Below are 19,897 nucleotides of genomic sequence, written 5' to 3'. Positions count from 1 at the left end.
ACTCGGCGCCGGAGAGTGCATCGGCGAAGATGCTGAAGCGTGCAAAGGCGAGCGCAGGGGTAAACGCTCGGGCAAGCGTGCCGACCGGCACGCCGGCAGGCGCCCGGGTGAGCGAATCGGCGAGCGCCCGGGTAAGCGCATCCAACCCGCACAACTTTTTGAGACCCGGAGGGTCCAAACTCGTCGGCGCGGCTTTCGAGGCGCGTGCGATGGAATTTTTGCAGCGGCAGCGTTTGCGGTTCGTCGCGCGTAATGTGCTGTGCCGTGGCGGCGAGCTCGATCTGGTGATGCGCGACCGTGACGGCGCGCTGGTGTTCGTCGAAGTTCGTGCGCGTGCGCAGCAGCGTTATGGCGGTGCGGCGGCGAGTATCGGGCGGCACAAGCGGCAACGGATCGTGCGTGCCGCGCGGCATTATCTGGCAACTCGCAGCAGGTGTTCGCACGATGAGCCCGCGTGCCGTTTCGATGTGATTGCATTCGAAGCCGGCCGGCTCATCTGGCTGCGAGATGCATTTCGTGCCGACGAAGTCTGACGCTGGGCGCGGAGAACGCACGTGAGTGCGATAAACTTGCGCTCGCGTGCGGGCCAGTCGACGACGCCGGCATACAGGAAACAGCGAGGAAACAGCGAGGAAACAGCGAGGAAGCAGCGAGGAAGCAGCGAGGAAGCAGCGAGGAAACAGCGCATTTCGCGATGTATTTGCGCGTACGCACTGCATGTCGGCATGGTTCAGCGGGGCAGCACGACTTCGCAATACGACTTCACAACACGGCCGCGCACTGCGGTCCATTCGCGGTAGAAGATAGAGACTCGATGTCAGTCGAACGCATTCAACAACACTTCCGCGACAGCGCGGCAGTCAAACTCGAAGCCCTCGAAACGTTGTCGATGCCGATCGCCGCTGCGATCGACACGATGTTCGGCGCGCTGGCCAACGGCAATCGCATTCTTGCGTGCGGTAACGGCGGCTCGGCGGCCGACGCGCAACATTTCGCCGCCGAACTGATCGGCCGCTTCGAGCGCGAACGCCCGGGCTTGCCGGCGATCGCGCTGACCACCGACACCTCCGTGCTCACCGCCATTGCCAACGACTACTCGTTCGAGCAGATTTTCTCGAAACAGGTCTGGGCGCTTGGCCAATCAGGCGATGTGCTGCTGGCAATCACCACGTCCGGCAATTCCGCCAATGTACTGGCCGCGATCGAAGCCGCGCACGAGCGCGAAATGATCGTGGTCGCGCTAACCGGCAAGGGCGGCGGCCGCATGCAGGAAGTATTGAGCGATACCGATATCCACGTGTGCGTGCCGTCCGAGCGCACCGCGCGGATTCAGGAAGTGCATTTGCTTACCATCCATTGTCTGTGCGACGGCATAGATGCCATGTTGCTGGGCGAAGACTGAGAATAATTCTGAAGGAGAGCTAGTTGATGAGCGTATTCCGCGTCAAGAAGACACTGGTGAGAACCGTGCTGGTGGTCGGGTTCGCGGCGGGCTTGTCCGCGACGTTGCAGGGGTGTTTTCTCGCCGTTGCCGGCGTGGCGGGCGGCAGCGCGCTGGTGGCGACCGACCGGCGCACGCTCGGCGCGCAAACCGAAGACCGCGAGTTGCAGGTGAAGGCGCTGTCGCAGATCAACCAGAATTTGCCGGACGCCGCGCACGTCAACGTCACGGTGTTCAACCGTCGCGTGCTGCTGACCGGCGAAGTGCCGGGCGACGTGTCGAAGCAACGGGCCGAGTCGATCGTGCGCGGGCTGAACAATGTGAATACGATCGTCAACGAACTGGCGATTATGCCGGCCAGTTCATTCTCGTCGCGTACGAACGACACGTACCTTGAAACGCGCGTGAAGACCGCACTGATTGCCGAGAAGAACATTTCGGCGAACAACTTCAAGGTGGTGGCCGAGCGTGGCTCGCTGTATCTGATGGGTCTTGTCACGATGGACGAAGGCAATCGCGGCGCCGATGTCGCGAGCCGTGTGCCGGGTGTGACGCAGGTCGTGAAAGTGTTCCAGTACATCCAGCCGCAGGAAGCGGCAGCAGCAGCCGCTGCGGCGGCGACTGCGCCGGCAGTTGCTTCGCAGCCGGACGCGAGCGCCCCGACGGTCGGGGCGATTCCCGATTCGTCGGTGAGTTCGCGACCGCTCGATCAGCAGGCGCCGGCACCGGTCAGCAATTCGAACGCGGTGCATCCGGGTAATCCGAAGGCGACGCCATGAAGTGGGGCGTTTCTTTCGTTGCCTGTGCATTGACTGTTAGCGTGGTGGCCGGTGTTTTCGCATCTTCGGCATGTGCGGCTGATACGCCGCGTGGTCAGACGGTCGCAAACGCGAATGCCTGCATGGGATGTCACGCGGTCGACCGCAAACTGGTCGGGCCGTCTTTCCAGCAGATATCCGCGAAGTACAAGGGTGATGTCCAGGCGCCGGCAAAATTGTCGCGCAAGGTGAAAGAGGGCGGCTCCGGCGTCTGGGGGATGATTCCGATGCCCGCGCATCAATCGATGAGCGATGCGGACATTCACGCGGTGGTGGATTGGGTGCTGGCTGGCGCGCCATCCAAGTGATGTTTTGCTGTCCCGAGAGGTTTGGCAAAACGAAAAATCCTTGTGCTAGAATTGTTTGCACGTTGGGGGGGTAGCTCAGCTGGGAGAGCGTCGCGTTCGCAATGCGAAGGTCGGGAGTTCGATCCTCCTCCTCTCCACCAAGGAATTTCCTTTGAAACCGGCCACTTGGGCCGGTTTTTTATTGCATCCTGCCTATATCAATCGCGGTCATTTTGGGTCGTTTTTGGTCTGTTGGTGTCCCAAACTTGTCCCGCGCGAATCCCTTGTCGAATCGGCTGATGCGGCCTTTGTGGTTCAGTTCCGCTTCCGCTCGCGGGAGCATCAGTCTGTTGACTGATCTACGCAGACCATACACAATCCAGAGCACTCGACCTTTGACTTGATCACACCGATCAGGGCCCGTGTGGATAAGCACCCTCCGCGCGCGGTTAACGACATGTCAACCGACCGATTACGAACGGCGTCGGCGCAGCGCAAGACAGAGCGCTGCAGGACATGGCGAAGGGGCCACTGAGGGCCATTCGGCCCGCCTCTTGGTACAACGCTGCGGCGTCTGGGCCATTGGCTGGTGCGCACGTTCGGTAGCTCACATGCACATATTGCTTGTGGGCCGCCGGAGTTCGCCCATGCCAACAGATTTTCCCATCGAGTTGCTGACGCTAGGTCAGCTATGCCCTCTCATCCACAGAAAGCCTGCGACCGTCTACGCAGACATTGCCGCGAAGCGCTTCGATCGCCTGCCGCCAATCGTCCGATTGCCCGGTCAACGGAAGTTGTTTTGGCGCAAGCAGGACGTTCTCGATTGGATTGACCTGCACGTCCAACCAGCGGTCGCTGTTAGCGTAGTCGTGCCCAATTTCCGCAACGCTACGCGAAAGGCGGATCCGATAACCGAGTCTCAGCAATCGCGGCGAATCGGGCGACCGACGAAACGACAGCAGTTCGAACGTTTGGCAGCGGCGCGGGAGGGCAGATGAGCTCCTCGGATGAGCAGACTTTGCCGCTAGTTGCCGGGGGTGTTCACCCGCGTCTTTCGCATCGTCAACCGATGCATGACGTGCATACGCGCGCCGTTATCGACCGCTCGACGTGTCGCGAGCAAGAGGTGGCTGGTTCAATGAAATCTGCGGCCGACACCATCTTCGCGCATTCGCCGGAGATCGTACAGCGGTCGGTTGCGCAACAAGCCAAGCAGTCTGCGCAGCGAGCAAAGCTGGACGCGGCTATAGCGGAGAGCGTAGCCAACCAACAGATGTCGCTTCCTTTCTGGCCCGCGAAGTTCCGTGCGCTGCCGAATGAAGTTTTCCGATCGGCTCTCTTCAACGCACGCAACAAATGTAGGAAACGCGAGTATCTGAAAGAGCGAGACATCTACGTCATCGGTGACGGCCGGATCACATACACGGGTGAGGAGCTACGACAGGATGATGAGACGGTCTGGCTTCAGCTGATTCAGCTCGCCAAGTCCCAGCCGCTTGGCGAAAGCGTGCGGTTCACCGCACGCTCTTTTCTCTTGGCCATCGGATGGCCAGTCAAAAGCCAAAGCTATACACGTTTGCGTGATTGCCTGACGCGTATGCAAGCCACATCGTTGCAGGTGATAGTAAAGCGCCTCGGCGGTAGCAACGAGAAAGGCGCGGAAGACGGCAGGGCGATGTCGATGATCCCTGCATTCGAGTGGCGCGACGCCCGTACCGGTGTCGCACTCAAGCAGTACAGGGTGCAATTGGCCCCGCAACTGGTCGACCTGTACGGCGGAAAGGGCTATTTCACCCGAGTTGAGTGGGCGCAGCGGCTCGATCTACCGCCTGGACTCGCAACATGGCTACATGGCTACTTTGCGAGCCATGAAGTGCCGTTCCCGATCAAGGTGGGGACCATCAAGGCAGGGGCGGGGCTTACAACTACGACGCAGAAGCATCTGCGCGAACTTGTCCGAGCCGCCCTGAATGAACTCGAGCGGGTGAAGTTTTTGAAAGACTTTTCTCTCGGTCCGGACGGTCTTGTGAAGGTCGAGCGACTGCATGACCTTTGACCGACCGAAGTATGACCTTTGGCCGGCCGGCTATGACCTTTGACCGACTGGAACGTGACCTTTGACCGGCCGGAATATGACCTTTGGCCGGCATATGATTTCTTCGAGTCCCTTCTGGACGGGGCTAAGCGGTCAGTTTCGGCAACCCCTAACCGTTTACTAACCTCTCTTTAACCGTAAACCGTCCCCACGTTGTGGAAAAGCTATGGAGAACTCAGCAGAGAATTTCGCCTCGGCTTACTTCGTCCCGCCGTGGAAAAGAACAAGTGCGCGCCTGCGGCGCGTGATCAGCCCTGGTAAAACACCGCCGGTCAGCAACTGCCCAGCCGGATTGCCCGGCCCTGAAGGCCGGTCGGCGCTCTCCCACCGCCCTGCGGGCGGCGGTGCCCGTGCGCCTCAATCCGGGCTCGTGGCACTCGCGATGCCGAATGGTCGATCAACGGCTTGGGCTTGCAGGGAGGGGTCTATGGTCGGCAGACCTTATCACTAAGGCAAGCCGCATCGCGGCGCGTCAGGCCGAAGGCAACGCTCGCGGGGAGCCGGTGGGCGGATGCAGGACGCCGGCTACCAAGCCGGCGCTGTCCACGCCCTTGCGGTGTGGGCAGTGCTCCCGTCCACGGGCGGGCGCGGAACGACCACTGCCGCGCGAATCGACGGTTCGACTGGTCAAGCTATCACAGGTACCGAGATGTCGTCTTCTGGGCGGCCCGCGACCAAATAACCTCGGCATCCTTGCGAAAACGCAGGGCCGTAGGCTGCCGTCAAATGTTCCACGGAAGAATTCGAAATTTCCCCAAACGCCCGTCGCAAAAGGCTTTACGGCGGTCAGGGGCAAACATGTTCCACGCACCCATTGAGCGCTTGGCCCTTTCAACGAAGTCACCCTGACATAACAACGCTTATGTCTGATTGCAGCTTCCGATCGTTATAAATATGACGTTGTACGTAGTCGTGAGTCAGACCTCTGCGGCGGATCGCGCGGGGGCGAGTGCTTCGAGGGGCATGCGATGGGCCGCTTGATGAGGTTATTTGGTCGCACCTGCGCGGTGCGGTGGCGGAAATCCGGAGCTTTCGAGAGGGCGAGCGGTGGGCGTATGCTGTATCTACAGGGCAGGCGAATCAGCCTCGCCTCAACCGCGAAATACGGAAACTTAAAATGTCACATCCTGACGTGTACCTGGACAAGGTCATCAACGGCACGAAGGCGGATCTGGATTCCTTCTTGGCGTTCTTCCTATGGGAGTGCCCCTCCAGGATGATTCCCGACAAGGAGGAGGTGCGACGTTGGGCCGAAGCGTTGGACAAGCGCGGCCCCGAGTTCGAATCGGATGCTGCCACCTGTCGTGAGTTCGTTAGCGGAAACGGGGCATAGCCCGCACGTCGAGGCAAACAATGAAACTCTTGCGCAATGACAATAAGGCCCGTCGATGGCGGGCCTTATGCGTTCACGTTAACCATTTGCCGGTGGAAGCGGAGCGGGCAAAGCTGGTGCGGTTGATGCAGCTAGCTTCAGAGAACATCGACCGATAACACGTGTTATGCCGGATCGCCGGGCGACAGGAGCCCAAGCTGCTTGGCCGTGGTAGTTGGCAGGCGCAGTAGCACCGTGCCCGCCTTTGCCCATGCGCTGTCGATCATTACTACGTCGGCCAGCACGCCTTCCAGTTCGAGATAGACCACATCGTCCTTTTCGAACGCTTCCGCATAAAGATGCCAGGACGGCTCGCCGCCCTCGCCGTGGTGAATTTTGATTGATGCCTTGGTGCTCATAGGATGACCGTCGCTGTATGGGTGACGACTGCCAGTGTAGCGGGGGCTGAGTGCCCAACCGACCGACAAGTTTGGATTATCGCGAGCTGCACGGTCGGCGTTGGCTTCGTCAAGTGTGGGCGGTGCGCTGAAAACACGGCCGCCCGCGCGCAATTGCGCAATCGAACGCGCCAGATGCGCAGCGTCAGCCGGAGAGCGCAGCAGGTGCGCCGTCTCTATCGAGTCCTCGTAATGCTCAATGATGATGGCCAATATCTCCAGTCTGTCGCCTTCCGGCGTGCCGGGTTCCGGGTCCTGATCGACCAGCGCCGACACTTCCGCCAGCGCTGCACGATAGTCATCTTCAGTGTGCAGCGGTCGAATGTCCATTTCTGCCCCGAGGCGTCGTATGTACCGAGTGTCGCGGCCCCTGCCACAGTCGCAAGAGACGGGTGTTATGCCAAGTGATTGTGACGACATGGACAGGATGTCCTTCGGCCTGCGCGGCAACCGTGAGGTTAATTGGTCGCGCCTGTGCGGTGCAGCAGGCGAAATCAACACTCTCGAGGGTCCGGGCAGTCGGCGTATGCTTGTAATAATAGGAGAATACGCCATGCCAGCCGACAAACTAGGCCGCTACATGACCAGCCCTGAATTTTTGCAGCGAGCCAACGCATCCGTCGCAGAGGCAGTACGCGAACTGGAAACCAAGGGCATCAAGCCGGTCTACCTTGACCGCCGGACTGGCCAAATTGTTGGCGGTGAGGACGACCAAGGTCGCGAAAAAGACTCTTGCGAGGGTCAGGCGGCTCCCGATATATTGAAAAATAATGGACTCAGGCAATGAGGGCACAAGAATGAGCGATAACGGAGCCGCGCTTGGCAGAGCTTTCGCTGCCGAGCGGAACGCAGCAGACTGGAAGACCTACGCGAAAAATCTTGAGCAACAGTTGTTGGCGGCAAATGCGAACCTTGCGGGCAACAAGGCGTTGAAGGACGCGGCCCTGAGAGAACTGGCAAAAGTTGCTCCATCGAATTACCTGATGGTGCAACAGAATCGCCAGCGGATCTATGACAAGGATTTCGACGCTGTCGTAGCATCAGGCCGTCGCGTCGCGTAGCCCCCCACTTCACAAAGAAACGCCCGTCGGATGGACGGGAGTTTTGCTACATTTTTTCGCGGGAGATGCGACCCGCGTCTCTGGAGTCGGTCGGAGCGCCACCGCTCCCCAGCATCGCAGGCCCTTGGCTGCGAGCAACGTTCGCTCCTTGACTGACCCCCGCGCCGAAATTTTGATTGGTCTTGTCGTGCAGATCTTGTCCCACGCGTCCGGCCATCTGCCCGCCGATCCACGCAAACACCTGATCGGGAATCACGTGGATAAGTGAGAAAGCGCCGTTCACGAGCGACAGGCACATGCTCACGTACAGGACGATGAATCCGATGATGCTGACCAGCCCGGTTGTCGAATCGTACTGCGCGTTCTGAAGGGCGACGCCGAACATCGAATTGAGCAGCGTGCCGAGAGCGGCAACACCGGCCCCGCCAAACACAAAGCCCAACATCATGAACACGGGCCTGAACGTCACATTGAGCAGGAAGATATAGCCGTGCGTTGTGCGCTGGCCCATGCCTTCGCCGTCGCCATCAAGGTGCGCGAACCCCCACAACGGCGATGCCACCATGCTTTCACACACAACGGCAAACCAGCCGACAATGCCTCCGAACCAGACCATGAACGGTAGCATCGGTATGTAGATCGACAGCATTGCGCCGAAGAAAAACAGCGTAATAACCAGCATGACGATGAACGGGCCGAGTGCCTTCATCACGCCGCTGCCCATGCCACCAACCAGTCCCGAGATCCCGCCCGTGGCGACCTCTGCCGCCTTACCAATCAGGGTGTCTTTCGCGCCCAAGGCGGCCTCGACACCAGCGTATCCACCGAGTGCTACCCACCCCGCATCGAGTATGCGATCACCAAGGTTTTTCATACCGATCAGCGGATTGGTGCTGGCACCCGGCCCTTGTCCCGAGTTCCAGCTAACGACCCACTTCACCAGCCCCTGCCCATTGAAGATCTTCCCGATGATGGTCTTCGGATCAGCGCCGGTTATACCCGTCGAAAGGTTGTCCAATGCGTCCTGCGTTGTAGCAACCGATGCGTCCTGTTGAAGCTGTTGGCTATAAACAGTGCTCACCTTACGGTATAGCTGCGGATACGGTATGTTGTCGACACCCGTGCCGGGCACTGCGGCAGCCGTCGCGTCCGCCAGGTTGCTGACCTGCGTATTGGCTTGTGCGAAGGTCTGATACCAAGCGCCCATCATGATCCAGCCGTCCCGTTGCAGGTTCGACTGGATGACGCTCGCCAGTCCATTGATCGCGCTTGATGAGTTCGAGATCGCTTGCGTAATCGAAGACTGATATTGCAATGCCGCCATGTTGATGGTGTTCTCGGGATCGGCCGGCAGCGATTGCCCGTTCACCGCAGACACGTAAGCCTGAGCTGCGGCTAACAAGATGGACTGCATCGTGGTCAGCGCGTTTTGATGTGCGCTGAGCATTTGTGAGTAGGCCGCGTTCGGATCGGCCGAATAGACGACCATGCCATCGTATTCCGGCATCGACGGCGGCGGTGCAAGGTTGATTTCTGCCCCGCCGCACGAAAGGCCGCGCTGATTCATCAGGACGATCTTGGTGCTTGTCGCGATCGGGTTGAACTTCTCGGCTGGATCTACGGACACGCCGCTATCGTTCGGCATGTTGTCGATCGCCGTGTTGGCCGACTGAGCACACAGGTTCGCTTCGAACAGGGCTTTTGCAAGCGTCGTAGCCTGCGGCGCTGCCGGCGTCGCGATCATCGAGCCACCCGTGTTGAGCACGTTCACGGCGGCATCCAGCGTGAGATTGGCGATGCCGACACCGAGCATGGTTCCCCACAGCATCACCATCTGCACGCCGCTGAAGCCACCGAACACCGGTACGAGAGATGAGAACCCAACGCTGGTGCGGATGATGAACCATGGCGATGACTTTTTTTGCCCCATGAATTCGCCGTCCTGCCCGGTCGCGACAAGCGCAGCACTAAAGTGATACATCGCCCAAATCACGCCCACTGCGAGCACGCACGAGTTCAGCACGAGAAACATTTGCGCGACCATGCCGCCCGCTCCGCTGCCGGCAGCGAGCGGGTTGTGTACTGCTGGCCCGAACACCAGTTGGAGCAGGGACATAGACTTGTCACCACTTCGGTTCGCCGCGTTCTGGATATCGCCGATCGATACGGACTGCTGCTGCGCAAACGATGTTGCCGCCACCATAAGAAACGCGGTTGCTAACGCTCCCCGCTGGAGTTGCTTGAGATTTTTCATCGACACACCTGGCTAGAAGAGGCGAGGATTGAACAGGCGTATCAATGCACCTTGCGCTCGGAAGAAGTCGCCGTAGTTGCCGAGCGGCTCGTCGGGCCGCTGCGGACCTGTTTCCATCTGCCATAGGCGATGCTCGTACTTGACCGCAAACAGCATCGGCAGACAGAGGCCGAGCATGCCGTTCACCACGGCGAAAATGTCCCCGCCGAACACCCCCCAAATGACATACAAGCCGCATAGCGTGACGAAGACGAGGCACACGCGTTTCTTGTTGAGGCAGTCTTGCGCGATCCGCTTCAGCGGAAGTGCGTCGGCCGACCGGAGTGCGAGCGCTTCGCGATAGCTTCTGACATGGCGGCTTGTCGGCTTTTGCCGGTCGATTTCATCAGTCAGGTCGCGCACTGTCTTTGCGCCGGTTCCCATCGCGTCTTTCGCGGACTTGAAGGCCCGGAAGATCGGATAGCCGGGGATGATGTACAAGCTCGCGCGTGCGACACGGCGGCCGATGCCGGCTTTCTTCGATTCGTTGCTCATCGTGAATCTCCTTCTCGACTGCGTTTTCGAGCTTTGTGTAGGCCTGTTTCAAGAGGAACCACCAGAAAAAAACAACCCACGCTACTGCTAGGCCAACACCGAGCCAGTTCGTTTCGTTATGATGGTTGCGGGCCCACCACACGGAGGCGAGTAAAAAGCAATGCACGAGGCCGCAGATTTGCGTGATGAGGCAAGCGTCTTTGAACTGGTTGTGAGTGAGTCCCCCGCGTGCGCGGCGACGTCGCACGACGAGGGGGATAGCCGCGATTACATACATAAAGTGGTTGAGACGTTTCATGGAGCCACCTTCAGCTATGTTCTGTTCGATTCGTAATGTCGAAATGGGCAACCCTTACGACTTCAGGCACGAATAGAACCAGTGCTCCTGCGCTGCTCCGACGTTCGCCAGGTAGTAACCAGCGGGACAGCCGTTTCGAAACGGATCGTATCCACCGCAGAGCCAAGATTGATTTTCGTTTCCCGTGCCTCCCTGAACATCGTCGTAGCCACACATCGTTCCCGAAGGTGTTTGACCAGGCGATTGCCAGACATAGTTTTGGCAAAACAATGGCCCATTGCCTGAGTTGCCAATCAAACCGTTGGGAGAGCAGCTAGTGCCCGCACTTGCATAGCCATTCGGCTGAATATATTCATTTGCCGTAAGCCGCCCGGTCGTTAGCAATTGGCCACTCCCGCCTCCACCGCCTACGACCGTCACGCCAGCCCCGTTCCAAGGCTTCAGGTACAGGTTTCCGCCGCCAGTCTCGATGTACTGCGTACCTGGGTTGTAAATCTGCGTACCGTTGCCCATGATCGTGTTGCCGTTGATCGAGGCCTGTCCAGCGACGTTCGCGTTGCCGTTCACCTGCGCGCCGGCCGCTGTGACCGTCCCTGCCGAATTCACATTGCCAACGAGCGCAATGTCTGCCGGCGCACCACCGGGATGCTGCAAGAACAGCGATCCAGTTTGATAGATCGCTGAGTTCGCGCCGTCTCCGTAATAGGTCGAACTTCCAATTTGGACATTCCCTCCAGCCGCCGCCACGACCTTCTGAGCATTGACCGTGGCTGCATTCGAAATGTCATGCAACGTGCCATCCGTGCCTTTGAAATTCAGAGCGCCCTCCATCGGCAGTGAGCCGTCGCGCCGCACATAGGCGGCCCATCCACTCGAACCATAACCCACGCGCATTGCCAGAATGCCGGCGACATTGCCCATCGGATTTGCTTGGGACCATCCGGCACTTATGCCCGTGATCGTGTCGGGAGTCAGCAGGTCCGAATAGCCTCCGTCGCCGCCGATCGCCGCTGCTCCATCATCCAACGTCAAAGGTTTGTCGGTCGAGGGATCTGTAATGGCGCCAGCGATGTACACCAGCCCGTTGACATCGCAACTCGGGGCAACGCACCCTGCCGGTGTCTTGGCAAGTGAAATCACGTACGGCGTTCCGTAGGCGCTTGTTGTGGTGTATTCGGCTGGGATCACGTTGAGGTTTTGCAATTCCGTCATCGTGGGCGCGTACGCATTCGCGACGCCTGCAATCGGTGTCCCGTCGACCAGGTTCGAGTAGTACTTGGCGAGATACACGCCGTTAATACTGTTCCCGATGTCAGCAAGTACGTTCCCTTGCGCCGCAGTCTGCTGCGACAGTATTTCCTGACGCTGCGCCCATATTTGCGTAGCCGCAAACGCGATCGCAATGGACGCGCCGATTCCCAGCGAGAGCAAATCATAGATGCCGCGCTGCCGTGCGCGCGAGCCGATGAATAGTCTATTGAGGTTCAATGCATGCATTTAGTGGCTCACCGGGCATTAGTCGCGCGTACGCGCTGAAGTTGCGCTTCGATTGCAGGACGATCGGTCGAGCGTTCGTGTGCAGCAAGTGATTGCCCAGACAGGACATTCGATTGCCTCACGGCTTTGACCAGTTCATGAACCTGATCAACCAAAAATGCTTGGGTGAGAAGCTGTTCACGCTGGAGTTTCGTCGGGTCGGCCACTGCACCGAATTCGATTTGCCAGTAAGGATTTTGCCAACGGCGGCCTGCCTCGAAGTCTTCGAGTTCCGCGAGGCTCATGGTGCCCGTGCTCTTGGCAACGCTTGATGCGTTCGCATTGAAATACTGAGCCGCAGCGTCTGACTGCTTGATGTCTTGGATCAGTTGGGCGCTACCGGGGAATGGCATGCGCGACGCAATCAGGTCGTTCATGGGCTTGATTGCAGACGACATGTTCGCCTGATACGCCTTTTGCATCGCGATATATAGCTTGCCCGTTTCCGTGCTGGCCTCAGCCTTGGTGATGCTCTCGGGCGGTTGCGGATCGATTGACATACGGGCATAGGCGCGCGCCGCGTCCTGCTGCTGCGGTGTGAACGTCAGATCTATGCTTTTCCCCGGCATGCCTGCACCGATGAGAACAGAATCCACGTCCGCATCGGCGTCCGGCATAGTGGAAGTTTTGCAGCCAGCGTAGCCCATTTGCAGTTCGAGCGGACTGCAATAGTTGTCGGCGTGGATGCTTGCTGAAGCTCGACGCGATGCCTCAACCGAAGGGGCGGGTGAGTTGAGCGCCTTATCGAGCGGTGCATAGCTAACATGCGAGCCACCGGGCCGATAGCTCGACGCTGTTGTGGCAGCGCTATGGATGGCCTGCAATGCATAGTTGCTGCTCGACGTAGCACAGGGATCGATGGGCAACTCGGTTTCCCGAGCAACCTGATCCATTTCCTGTTGCCGCTGCACTTCGAGCGCCATTTCGCGCTGCGTGTTGGACGCCTGAACGACGCTGTCGGACATCTTCGATCCGACGCTGGCTATGTCAGTATCGATCTCGTTCAAAATTGTGGATAACGATGTGCCGAGAGAGGCGATTGCCGTTTGAACTGTCAGTTGTGCCTCTGTGATCGCGCTGACGACACATCCGTCACATACGGCGAAGGCACTACTGCTGACCGAGAGCAGTGCGGCTCCTGCGAGCGTGGCGCTCAGTTTGATCTGGGTGATTTTCACAGTGGCGTCCTCAGTGGCAGGTAGATTCGAGACGCATCGCGGTCGGAGCGGACACGAACAGTTCCAACAGCCGCACTTTCATGGCAATGACTTTTCCTTCTGCAAGCCACTGCCTCATGGTCATTTGGCGCATCACCGACACACCGTTCGCGCACTCGCACGCGGTCACTGCGCGGTCCAGTGCCGCATCGTTGTCGATCTGAACCTGCTGTAAATGTGCGAGCGCTTCGGCGTGACGCGCATCGGCCGCCGCTTGTGCGGCTGCAAGCATGTCGGACGTGCTTTGTTGATCGGCGAGCGTTGACGCCGAGACAACAGCGAGCACGTAGGCGCAAATGATTTTTCGAATCACCATGTCAACTGCCCCCGGCATACACCACGGAACGGCGCATGTCATATAGGCCGTACAGATACGCCCGCGTCTCGCCGGGTGCAGTGCGCTCAATGAGGGTTTCCAAGCGTTGGAGCGACATGTGCCACACGTCTTCGGTCTCGAAGACAACCGATAAATCGGTGTCGAACGGCAGCGAAGAAAGGGGGTGACTTGCTTGTAGAATGCGGGTAGTCATGCGTTGGCCTCTCGTACAGGTCTATGTGTGATCAGGTGCGGCGGCCGGTTCCAGCCGGTCGTCGTACCGACATTCTTTTAAGGTAATCTAATTAAAGATAATCAATTATCACCGACACAGATAATTCGGCAAGTACCGGTTTGTCCTATAGTTCAAACTCGCGGAAATATTTTTTCTCGTAGGCTGGGAAAATTGCCTAACAAACAAAAAGTCGGAGAGCGAGCCGATTTCTTTGCCGGTTCGAAAGGCATTGCTTACGTAAATCGAAGAAAGGAACGAGCTCGTGCGTTCTTCTGGTAGCTGTGGACGCGTACTGGGGTGGTGCTGAACGTTGGCGTGTCTCTAGGCTGGTAAGGCGGCCACGCGATGTTCGGGATGGGTAACTTTAGTTCAGCGATATCGATGGAGCAATCATCTGTCTCGGCTGATTGAATCGATTAGCAGGGCCTCGACCTCGATGATGGTGAGGACGCGCGATTGACTGTTTCATTTAGCTTTCGGACATCTGCCTGTCTTTGCTTGAATTCAATCCACGCGCTGCGGCGCTGAGCGTAGTGTCGGCGCGCTGTCCGGATGGATCGATGCCCCAGCAGTGCTGCCACCTCGTCGGGCGAAGCGATTGCCTTAGCGTTCGCCGAAAACTGATGCCGAGCAGAATAGAGGGCATAGGTACGCTTGGTATCGCCCGGCCATAGTGCCTTACACAGCCGACGTAGAGCTTGGCTGCACCCCTTCTGAATGGCCGAGAATTGAATTCCCCGCGCTTGAAGTTCGCGCAGCGATTCCAGGTGCGCTCGAACAATCGGTAGATCGCCCGAATGTACAGGGATGACACGATGCTCACCGGTCGCACGTCCGTTTGTGGCCTTTGCGTTTCTGACGACTAGTGCTGCTTGGTCCTCGGACAGATTTGCGTGCTGCCATTCGCAAGGTCGCAGCCCCGTCACAATGGCACTCATCAACCAGAGGGCTGTTCTCCGCGAATAGTCGCCGTCACGTGATGGGTTCGCGAGGTTAGCGACCAACACGTCGTAGTCACGCTTGGGGATGCCCTTTCGTTTGCGTGACGACGTGCGTCCGATTTCCCGTTCTGGCTTGCAGTCGACATATGGGAGGAGTCGGATTTCATCGGCCGTTTTCTGAAACAGCGGGTAGCCGGTGCGTTCGAATTCCATCTCGTAACGGCACACCAGACACGCTTGATACTGCCGGAAGGTCGCCCACTTCCATTCGCTCGCGTGCCGTCTCATGTAGGCCACTACATCGGAAGGAGCCGGGTAAGCGTCTTCGGGTAACTGCATTTCATCGGCAATTCGACAGAGGAGACCATGCGCGCGGGCGAGGTACCCATCAATGGTTTCTTTTGTACGAGTCTGGTCTCTGGCAGCTTGCCTTGGGTTCATCATGGTCATGCTCAATTCCATTTAGGGATGCAAACCACAAGTGCTCTGCCGATTGGGGTTGCAAGATCTTATGTCCACAAGACTATCAGCTTCCGTGACCTTGTTGGTATTCAATCGAGACGGCGTCCAATGCACTGTCGGATTCGTTACACGGTGAGGTATCACGTAGCGGCTATATTTCATATAGCCGCGTTACAGCTTCATTTGCAATGAGCTGTAACGGCCACTCGCGTTCAAAAAGGTATCAGATACCAAGACAGATTGAATCCGTGACTCAGCGGGATGCGACATATTTGGAAACTCACGCGAGGGGAGCCAGGGGGGGATGGCAAGCGAGCAAAGGGGGCGCCAATGCAAAAATGCGTTGTTCGCCATTATCTGGTGTTGGCGGGCCAGCCGATGTGGGCGAATGCGTCACAGATGCGTCGTTGTTGCGTTGTTGGTGCAATACATCAGCGCCAATAAGGTGGCCACGGATTGAATGCGTCAAAGATGCGTTATGGATGACGCATCTATGCGACGAGGTGAGATTGAATGCGTCATAGATACGTTGTGGATGACGCATCCATGAGTTCTGCGCAGAGTTGTGGCATATTCGAGGTAACAAATTAATCAGATAAACGTTCGGGGGCAGTATGGGCGGCTCAGGTTCTGGTGGTTGGTCTCCTTCCGCGCCGAGGGATCCGTGTGACACCTTGGCATTTCGGGCGGCATTGAACTCACCGCAGGCGGCGGTTCTCACTGCCGTGACGGTTGGACATGTTCTCGACGTAGTACTCTCTCCGCCCCCGCAGCAGGTTGTTTCCGTCCTGCATATGGGAGCGGTCGCAGGTGTTTTGACCGGTCCCCGTGTGCCTTCGCTGATTCGCTGCCTTCAGAACGGCTATTTGTTCGAGGCCGAAGTTGAGGCTCTAAATGGCGGCGATTGCACTGTCGGCGTGAGGTCCAAGTGAGTTCGGCCATCGCTATCGTTGGCGGCAGCTATGGCGAAGATTGCGCCTTTCCTCGCCGACAGATGTTCCGCGGAAGTGGCGGGCGTGCGGCTGCTGTTCTGTCCAGCCTTGGCACAAAGGTCTGCCTTCACACCGTGCTTGGGAAGGGCCTGGCTAACGAGTTTTCCGCGGTCGCTAAGCTCTTCGGCTATGAATTGGCTGCAACATCGTCGTCGCTCGATATCTGGTTTAGATATCGGTTTCCGCTGGGGCGACCAGACATCTATCCGGCTGGAGGTATTGCTGCAATTTCCCAGCCGCCGGTCGAGGCCGAATCTGCATTGGTGTTTGGCATGATCGAGGGGCGTCCCGCTGTCCATGCGCGACGAGTTGTCTACGATCCCCAGGACGGAAAGGACGCTAAGCATTACAACTCAAATGGGTCGACTGCTGACGAGTTGGCGCTGGTCGTCTCTCTGTCAGAAGGTCGAGCGTTGACCGGCTGTCAAGATCCTGAGGCCGTTGCCGCTGCCTTACTTGGTCAACGAGGCGTTAGCGTCGCGATAGTCAAGTGCGGCCCGCAGGGTGCGCTTGTAAGGACGTCGAAGGACAGCGCTTGGGTCTATTCTTTTCCGACGACTAATGTCTACAAGATCGGGTCAGGTGACGTATTCTCTGCTACCTTCGCTCATGGTTGGTTGGTCAACGGTATGCCAGCAATAGATGCAGCTTGGCTTGCGTCGCGGATAACGGCCCATTATGTCGAGTCTGGCGATGATCGAATTGACTTGGCTGCCGAAGGAGATTTTCAAGTTCAAGCCCGCGCTGCACACCTCAAAGCTGGGCAGGGTAGCCGCCGCCTCATCCCGGACGACAGGCAGGTATATTTGGCCGGCCCATTTTTCAATGCCGGGCAGCAGTGGGCTATTGATGAGACGCGAGGCGCGCTGCGCGATATGGGCTTTAAGGTGTTTTCGCCGATTCACGACGTCGGCGAGGGGCTTGCAGGTGATGTTGCTACTGATGACCTCAAGGCATTGGAAGAGTCTAGCGTTGTCTTGGCACTTCTGGATGGCCTTGATCCCGGGACCTTGTTTGAGGTCGGATACGCTCGTGGGAGATCTATACCTGTGATCGCCGTAGCCGAGGCCGTTCCGGAGTCTGCACTAACAATGGTCTTCGGATCAGACTGCTATGTAACGAATGATCTTACTACGGGCATTTACGCGACTTGTTGGAGGTTGATGGGTGATGCCTAGCCTCTTGCTGCTGTCGGGCGGCATTGACTCTATTGCTCTCGCGTCGTGGCTTCGGCCTGAAGTCTGTTTGACGGTGGACTACGGGCAACGCGCCGCAGCGGCCGAAGTGCAAGCATCCGCGCAGGTCTGCCGTGATCTCGAGCTCAGGCATCAGGTTTTGCATGCCGAAATTCCTAGTCTTGGTAGTGGTTGCATGGCAGGCGACGCGGCGTCTCCGTATTCCGCCAACGGGGAGTTCTGGCCATTTCGAAATCAATACCTCATCACGATTGCCAGCATGCTAGCGATGAAGGCGGGTTGTGACGCAGTTCTTATTGGCACCGTCGTAACGGATCGCCGCCACGCGGACGGATCGCCTGCTTTCCTTAGTGCACTGAGCGAGGTTCTGCAAATCCAGGAGGGGGGAATTCGCTTGATGGCACCCGCGGCGAAGATGACCAGCGAGGAGCTGGTCAGAGTTTCAGGAGTTACGACGTCGGTGCTTGGATGGGCGCACTCGTGCCACACTGGAGCGTTGGCCTGTGGGAGTTGTCCCGGATGCATCAAACACTCAACGGTGATGCAGGCCGTGGGCTTGCAGCGTTAGGCTATGACTGGGAGTCTAAGTCTCAACTGACGTGGCACAGGTGCTGAGTCTGGGTCGGTGAGCTGCTGACCTAGCTTGCGCTTAACGGCGTCCAACGCGAAACGTCCGAGGGTCCTCATTTGCTCCCAGATGATGCAGTCGAGTACGGCAGGACGCACATGCATCGACCGGCAGAAGTCGATGTATTGTTTTTCCATCTCGAAATAGTGGCTTTCAACCTTCTGCTCGGGACGGAAGAGGTCACAGAGTAGGCCGGCGCGGACGATGTGAATATCGAGGATAGCAACGTCGTCGGCGTCAAGAAAGTTCCGCGCAATGAAGCCTGCCGTCTTGGGGCCTATGCCGCGAATGCCCATTAGGCTATCTCGTAACGCTCGCCCACCCGTGGTGGCGACGCGATCCTCCTGAATGTGCTGCATTGCGTCTGCAAGATACTTGCCTTTTTGATTGGGGTAGCGATAGGAAGCTGTACGGTCACCCAGCTGCATGGGCACCTTCAACACTTCGGTCCAATCGTCGGCATTGACATTCAACGAACTGATCAGCGCTGCGTTGCGACAGGCTTCGAACGCCGCTGTGGCTAGCTCGGCAGTGATGCCGTAGCCGCTAAGAAGGCAGAAAGTCACTTCTTCTGCGAGCGTGCCTTGTGCGTGATAAGGGGAGTGCGATCGATCGTCTGCGCAATTCATCCAAACTTGAGACAACCAATATGCTGGTGTGAACGGTAGCCAGTGCTCTCCCCATGCGATACCGGGTGCTACGAAGCGCTCTGCGTCTGGAAGCTCTCGTTTGACTTCTTGCTCGCCGATCCAGTAGGTGACGATCTGAGTCATTTGTCACACTCTCCCGCAATCAGGTCGCCAAGCCACTCGTGAAGCGATGCCTTCTCGGCAATCGACAATTTCAGTACGCGTTGCCGAAGTCGGTCTTTCCGGCGCCGAATGATTTCACGCTGTCTAAAGCCGTCCCCTAGGTAACGGTCGTCGTGGAGGATCTTGGGTTTGGGATAATTGAACCACACGCACTCCTCGCGCATGCCGACCCGTGTTCTAACCTGGAAACGATATTGGCTCCAATCCGCCAGCCGTTCCTGATACAGCGCGCAGTCGTATCCGGAGATCAGCACCATGCAAGGCAATTTTGTCAGGATGTTAAGCAGCCGTTCATGATCTTCTGCGGAGTAGTCATGCCGATAGACTCTCGCTCTACGTCGCGTTTCCGGGTGGTAGGGAGGGTCTACATAAATTAGGGTGTCGGCGTCCAGCGACGTAGATTGAAGCCACTCGATCGCGTCTCCGTGGACGAGGGTACATAGTCCAGTTAAGGCTTCTTCGGTAGCCTCAATCACTGCAGCATCACGTTCAATGCCTATCTGCGTCGCGGCGGCTTTTTTATTCCGCATCACCGCACCACCGCCTAAATGTGTCTCAACATACCTTGCATGAGGAGGCATGAGGTTGATTATTTGGGCGTAACAAGTGCCCTTGCCTCCGTCGTATCGCATGGCAAGAGTATCGCCACATTTGGCGAGGGCGTCAATGTCTTCAGAGCGCCCGCCCGGTGGTCGTGATCTGTAGCTGATCGGACACAGACAATGTCCGTGAAAAATGGACGAACTGCGCGGGGCAATAGCTGTCAGCTCCATGGCGTCGCATATTTTGAGCGTTCATGGACACGCGGAGCGGCATTTTGCGAACAGCCCTTTCGATTTGTGTTGGTTAGCGCGGTGCCGCGTTGGCGCGGTGTCCAGCAGTCCGGCCTCCGTGCTTTGGCCTGTGGTCGGCGCAGATGGAATGCATGCCGCCGTGGTTCAGCGCGGAAGTCAACTTGCCAGAACGACCATAAACCTTCGTGGAGCTCGCGTCGGCGGTAAAGT

At 58.0% G+C, this 19,897-nt stretch carries 19 protein-coding genes, 1 tRNA gene and 1 pseudogene; 11 read left to right on the top strand and 10 right to left on the bottom strand.

The window, feature by feature from the left end; genetic code table 11:
- Positions 1 to 32: 32 nt before the first annotated feature.
- The 7 genes from ACAX43_RS29380 to ACAX43_RS29350 all read left to right on the top strand — a co-directional run bounded on the left by ACAX43_RS29380 (position 33) and on the right by ACAX43_RS29350 (position 5,974).
- Positions 33 to 533, top strand: a complete 501-nt coding sequence (locus ACAX43_RS29380; RefSeq protein WP_370711877.1) for a YraN family protein — start codon at positions 33 to 35, stop codon at positions 531 to 533.
- A 281-nt stretch (positions 534 to 814) separates the two neighbouring features.
- Positions 815 to 1,402, top strand: coding sequence for a phosphoheptose isomerase (locus ACAX43_RS29375; RefSeq protein ID WP_370711850.1), 588 nt, complete (start codon positions 815 to 817; stop codon positions 1,400 to 1,402).
- Positions 1,403 to 1,428: 26 nt separating this feature from the next.
- A complete protein-coding gene (locus ACAX43_RS29370; RefSeq protein ID WP_370711849.1) occupies positions 1,429 to 2,220 on the top strand; it encodes a BON domain-containing protein in 792 nt (263 codons plus the stop codon).
- Positions 2,217 to 2,567: a c-type cytochrome gene (locus tag ACAX43_RS29365; protein WP_370711848.1), complete on the top strand. Its 351-nt coding sequence runs from the start codon at positions 2,217 to 2,219 to the stop codon at positions 2,565 to 2,567. The genes ACAX43_RS29370 and ACAX43_RS29365 overlap by 4 nt, the downstream gene beginning before the upstream one ends.
- Positions 2,568 to 2,631: 64 nt before the next feature.
- Positions 2,632 to 2,707: transfer RNA gene (locus ACAX43_RS29360), tRNA-Ala, on the top strand.
- Between the two features lie 833 nt (positions 2,708 to 3,540).
- The gene (trfA, locus tag ACAX43_RS29355; RefSeq protein WP_370711847.1) at positions 3,541 to 4,602 is read left to right on the top strand and encodes a plasmid replication initiator TrfA; all 1,062 of its coding nucleotides are present in this window, start codon (positions 3,541 to 3,543) and stop codon (positions 4,600 to 4,602) included.
- Between the two features lie 1,156 nt (positions 4,603 to 5,758).
- A complete protein-coding gene (locus tag ACAX43_RS29350) occupies positions 5,759 to 5,974 on the top strand; it encodes a hypothetical protein (RefSeq protein WP_370711846.1) in 216 nt (71 codons plus the stop codon).
- A 623-nt stretch (positions 5,975 to 6,597) separates the two neighbouring features.
- Here the strand turns inward: ACAX43_RS29350 and ACAX43_RS29345 are convergent.
- A pseudogene (locus ACAX43_RS29345) lies at positions 6,598 to 6,741 on the bottom strand (transcriptional regulator); the annotation flags it as partial.
- Between the two features lie 223 nt (positions 6,742 to 6,964).
- Between ACAX43_RS29345 and ACAX43_RS29340 the strand changes: the two are divergent.
- On the top strand, positions 6,965 to 7,198 hold the full coding sequence (locus ACAX43_RS29340) for a hypothetical protein (protein WP_370711845.1): 234 nt from the start codon (positions 6,965 to 6,967) through the stop codon (positions 7,196 to 7,198).
- Positions 7,182 to 7,472 carry a hypothetical protein gene (locus ACAX43_RS29335; protein ID WP_370711844.1) on the top strand — a complete coding sequence of 97 codons (291 nt, stop codon included), beginning with the start codon at positions 7,182 to 7,184 and terminating at the stop codon, positions 7,470 to 7,472. The genes ACAX43_RS29340 and ACAX43_RS29335 overlap by 17 nt, the downstream gene beginning before the upstream one ends.
- 46 nt (positions 7,473 to 7,518) lie before the next feature.
- On the opposite strand, the gene ACAX43_RS29330 is transcribed toward ACAX43_RS29335, so the two are convergent.
- The 7 genes from ACAX43_RS29330 to ACAX43_RS29300 form a co-directional block, all read right to left on the bottom strand.
- A complete protein-coding gene (locus tag ACAX43_RS29330; RefSeq protein ID WP_370711843.1) occupies positions 7,519 to 9,726 on the bottom strand; it encodes a DotA/TraY family protein in 2,208 nt (735 codons plus the stop codon).
- A gap of 12 nt (positions 9,727 to 9,738) precedes the next feature.
- Positions 9,739 to 10,260, bottom strand: a complete 522-nt coding sequence (locus ACAX43_RS29325) for a hypothetical protein (protein WP_370711842.1) — start codon at positions 10,258 to 10,260, stop codon at positions 9,739 to 9,741.
- A 352-nt stretch (positions 10,261 to 10,612) separates the two neighbouring features.
- A complete protein-coding gene (locus ACAX43_RS29320) occupies positions 10,613 to 12,055 on the bottom strand; it encodes a hypothetical protein (protein WP_370711841.1) in 1,443 nt (480 codons plus the stop codon).
- Positions 12,056 to 12,063: 8 nt separating this feature from the next.
- Complete coding sequence (gene traW / locus ACAX43_RS29315; RefSeq protein WP_370711840.1) at positions 12,064 to 13,272, bottom strand: conjugal transfer protein TraW; 1,209 nt, start codon at positions 13,270 to 13,272, stop codon at positions 12,064 to 12,066.
- Positions 13,273 to 13,282: 10 nt separating this feature from the next.
- Complete coding sequence (locus tag ACAX43_RS29310; protein WP_370711839.1) at positions 13,283 to 13,627, bottom strand: hypothetical protein; 345 nt, start codon at positions 13,625 to 13,627, stop codon at positions 13,283 to 13,285.
- 1 nt (position 13,628) lies between these two features.
- Positions 13,629 to 13,841 (bottom strand): hypothetical protein, encoded by a 213-nt coding sequence (locus tag ACAX43_RS29305; protein ID WP_370711838.1) that lies wholly within the window; start codon positions 13,839 to 13,841, stop codon positions 13,629 to 13,631.
- A gap of 437 nt (positions 13,842 to 14,278) precedes the next feature.
- On the bottom strand, positions 14,279 to 15,253 hold the full coding sequence (locus ACAX43_RS29300; protein WP_370711837.1) for a site-specific integrase: 975 nt from the start codon (positions 15,251 to 15,253) through the stop codon (positions 14,279 to 14,281).
- A gap of 940 nt (positions 15,254 to 16,193) precedes the next feature.
- On the opposite strand from ACAX43_RS29300, the gene ACAX43_RS29295 reads away from it, so the two are divergent.
- Positions 16,194 to 17,435, top strand: a complete 1,242-nt coding sequence (locus ACAX43_RS29295) for a PfkB family carbohydrate kinase (RefSeq protein WP_370711836.1) — start codon at positions 16,194 to 16,196, stop codon at positions 17,433 to 17,435.
- Positions 17,428 to 18,021, top strand: coding sequence for a 7-cyano-7-deazaguanine synthase (locus ACAX43_RS29290; RefSeq protein ID WP_370711835.1), 594 nt, complete (start codon positions 17,428 to 17,430; stop codon positions 18,019 to 18,021). The genes ACAX43_RS29295 and ACAX43_RS29290 overlap by 8 nt, the downstream gene beginning before the upstream one ends.
- Here the strand turns inward: ACAX43_RS29290 and ACAX43_RS29285 are convergent.
- Both ACAX43_RS29285 and ACAX43_RS29280 read right to left on the bottom strand, forming a co-directional pair.
- Positions 18,018 to 18,854, bottom strand: a complete 837-nt coding sequence (locus ACAX43_RS29285; RefSeq protein ID WP_370711834.1) for a hypothetical protein — start codon at positions 18,852 to 18,854, stop codon at positions 18,018 to 18,020. The two genes, ACAX43_RS29290 and ACAX43_RS29285, sit on opposite strands and share 4 nt — an antisense overlap.
- Positions 18,851 to 19,666 carry a DNA adenine methylase gene (locus tag ACAX43_RS29280; protein WP_370711833.1) on the bottom strand — a complete coding sequence of 272 codons (816 nt, stop codon included), beginning with the start codon at positions 19,664 to 19,666 and terminating at the stop codon, positions 18,851 to 18,853. Before ACAX43_RS29280 ends, ACAX43_RS29285 begins: the two co-directional genes overlap by 4 nt.
- Between the last annotated feature and the right edge of the window lie 231 nt (positions 19,667 to 19,897).

This window comes from Paraburkholderia sp. IW21 (genome assembly GCF_041321145.1).
GTDB lineage: Bacteria > Pseudomonadota > Gammaproteobacteria > Burkholderiales > Burkholderiaceae > Paraburkholderia.
Note: the sequence above shows the minus strand (reverse complement) of the source record. Positions and strands in the feature narration are given on the sequence as shown.

Bases quoted from the DNA above. Each gene is read 5' to 3' on its own strand.
- ACAX43_RS29300 (WP_370711837.1), bottom strand. From the start codon at position 15,253: ATGACCATGATGAACCCAAGGCAAGCTGCCAGAGACCAGACTCGTACA.
- ACAX43_RS29305 (WP_370711838.1), bottom strand. From the start codon at position 13,841: ATGACTACCCGCATTCTACAAGCAAGTCACCCCCTTTCTTCGCTGCCG.
- ACAX43_RS29340 (WP_370711845.1), top strand. From the start codon at position 6,965: ATGCCAGCCGACAAACTAGGCCGCTACATGACCAGCCCTGAATTTTTG.
- ACAX43_RS29290 (WP_370711835.1), top strand. From the start codon at position 17,428: ATGCCTAGCCTCTTGCTGCTGTCGGGCGGCATTGACTCTATTGCTCTC.
- ACAX43_RS29310 (WP_370711839.1), bottom strand. From the start codon at position 13,627: ATGGTGATTCGAAAAATCATTTGCGCCTACGTGCTCGCTGTTGTCTCG.
- ACAX43_RS29325 (WP_370711842.1), bottom strand. From the start codon at position 10,260: ATGAGCAACGAATCGAAGAAAGCCGGCATCGGCCGCCGTGTCGCACGC.
- ACAX43_RS29365 (WP_370711848.1), top strand. From the start codon at position 2,217: ATGAAGTGGGGCGTTTCTTTCGTTGCCTGTGCATTGACTGTTAGCGTG.
- ACAX43_RS29335 (WP_370711844.1), top strand. From the start codon at position 7,182: ATGGACTCAGGCAATGAGGGCACAAGAATGAGCGATAACGGAGCCGCG.
- ACAX43_RS29280 (WP_370711833.1), bottom strand. From the start codon at position 19,666: ATGGAGCTGACAGCTATTGCCCCGCGCAGTTCGTCCATTTTTCACGGA.
- ACAX43_RS29330 (WP_370711843.1), bottom strand. From the start codon at position 9,726: ATGAAAAATCTCAAGCAACTCCAGCGGGGAGCGTTAGCAACCGCGTTT.
- ACAX43_RS29375 (WP_370711850.1), top strand. From the start codon at position 815: ATGTCAGTCGAACGCATTCAACAACACTTCCGCGACAGCGCGGCAGTC.
- ACAX43_RS29320 (WP_370711841.1), bottom strand. From the start codon at position 12,055: ATGCATGCATTGAACCTCAATAGACTATTCATCGGCTCGCGCGCACGG.
- trfA (WP_370711847.1), top strand. From the start codon at position 3,541: ATGAGCTCCTCGGATGAGCAGACTTTGCCGCTAGTTGCCGGGGGTGTT.
- ACAX43_RS29350 (WP_370711846.1), top strand. From the start codon at position 5,759: ATGTCACATCCTGACGTGTACCTGGACAAGGTCATCAACGGCACGAAG.
- ACAX43_RS29285 (WP_370711834.1), bottom strand. From the start codon at position 18,854: ATGACTCAGATCGTCACCTACTGGATCGGCGAGCAAGAAGTCAAACGA.
- ACAX43_RS29370 (WP_370711849.1), top strand. From the start codon at position 1,429: ATGAGCGTATTCCGCGTCAAGAAGACACTGGTGAGAACCGTGCTGGTG.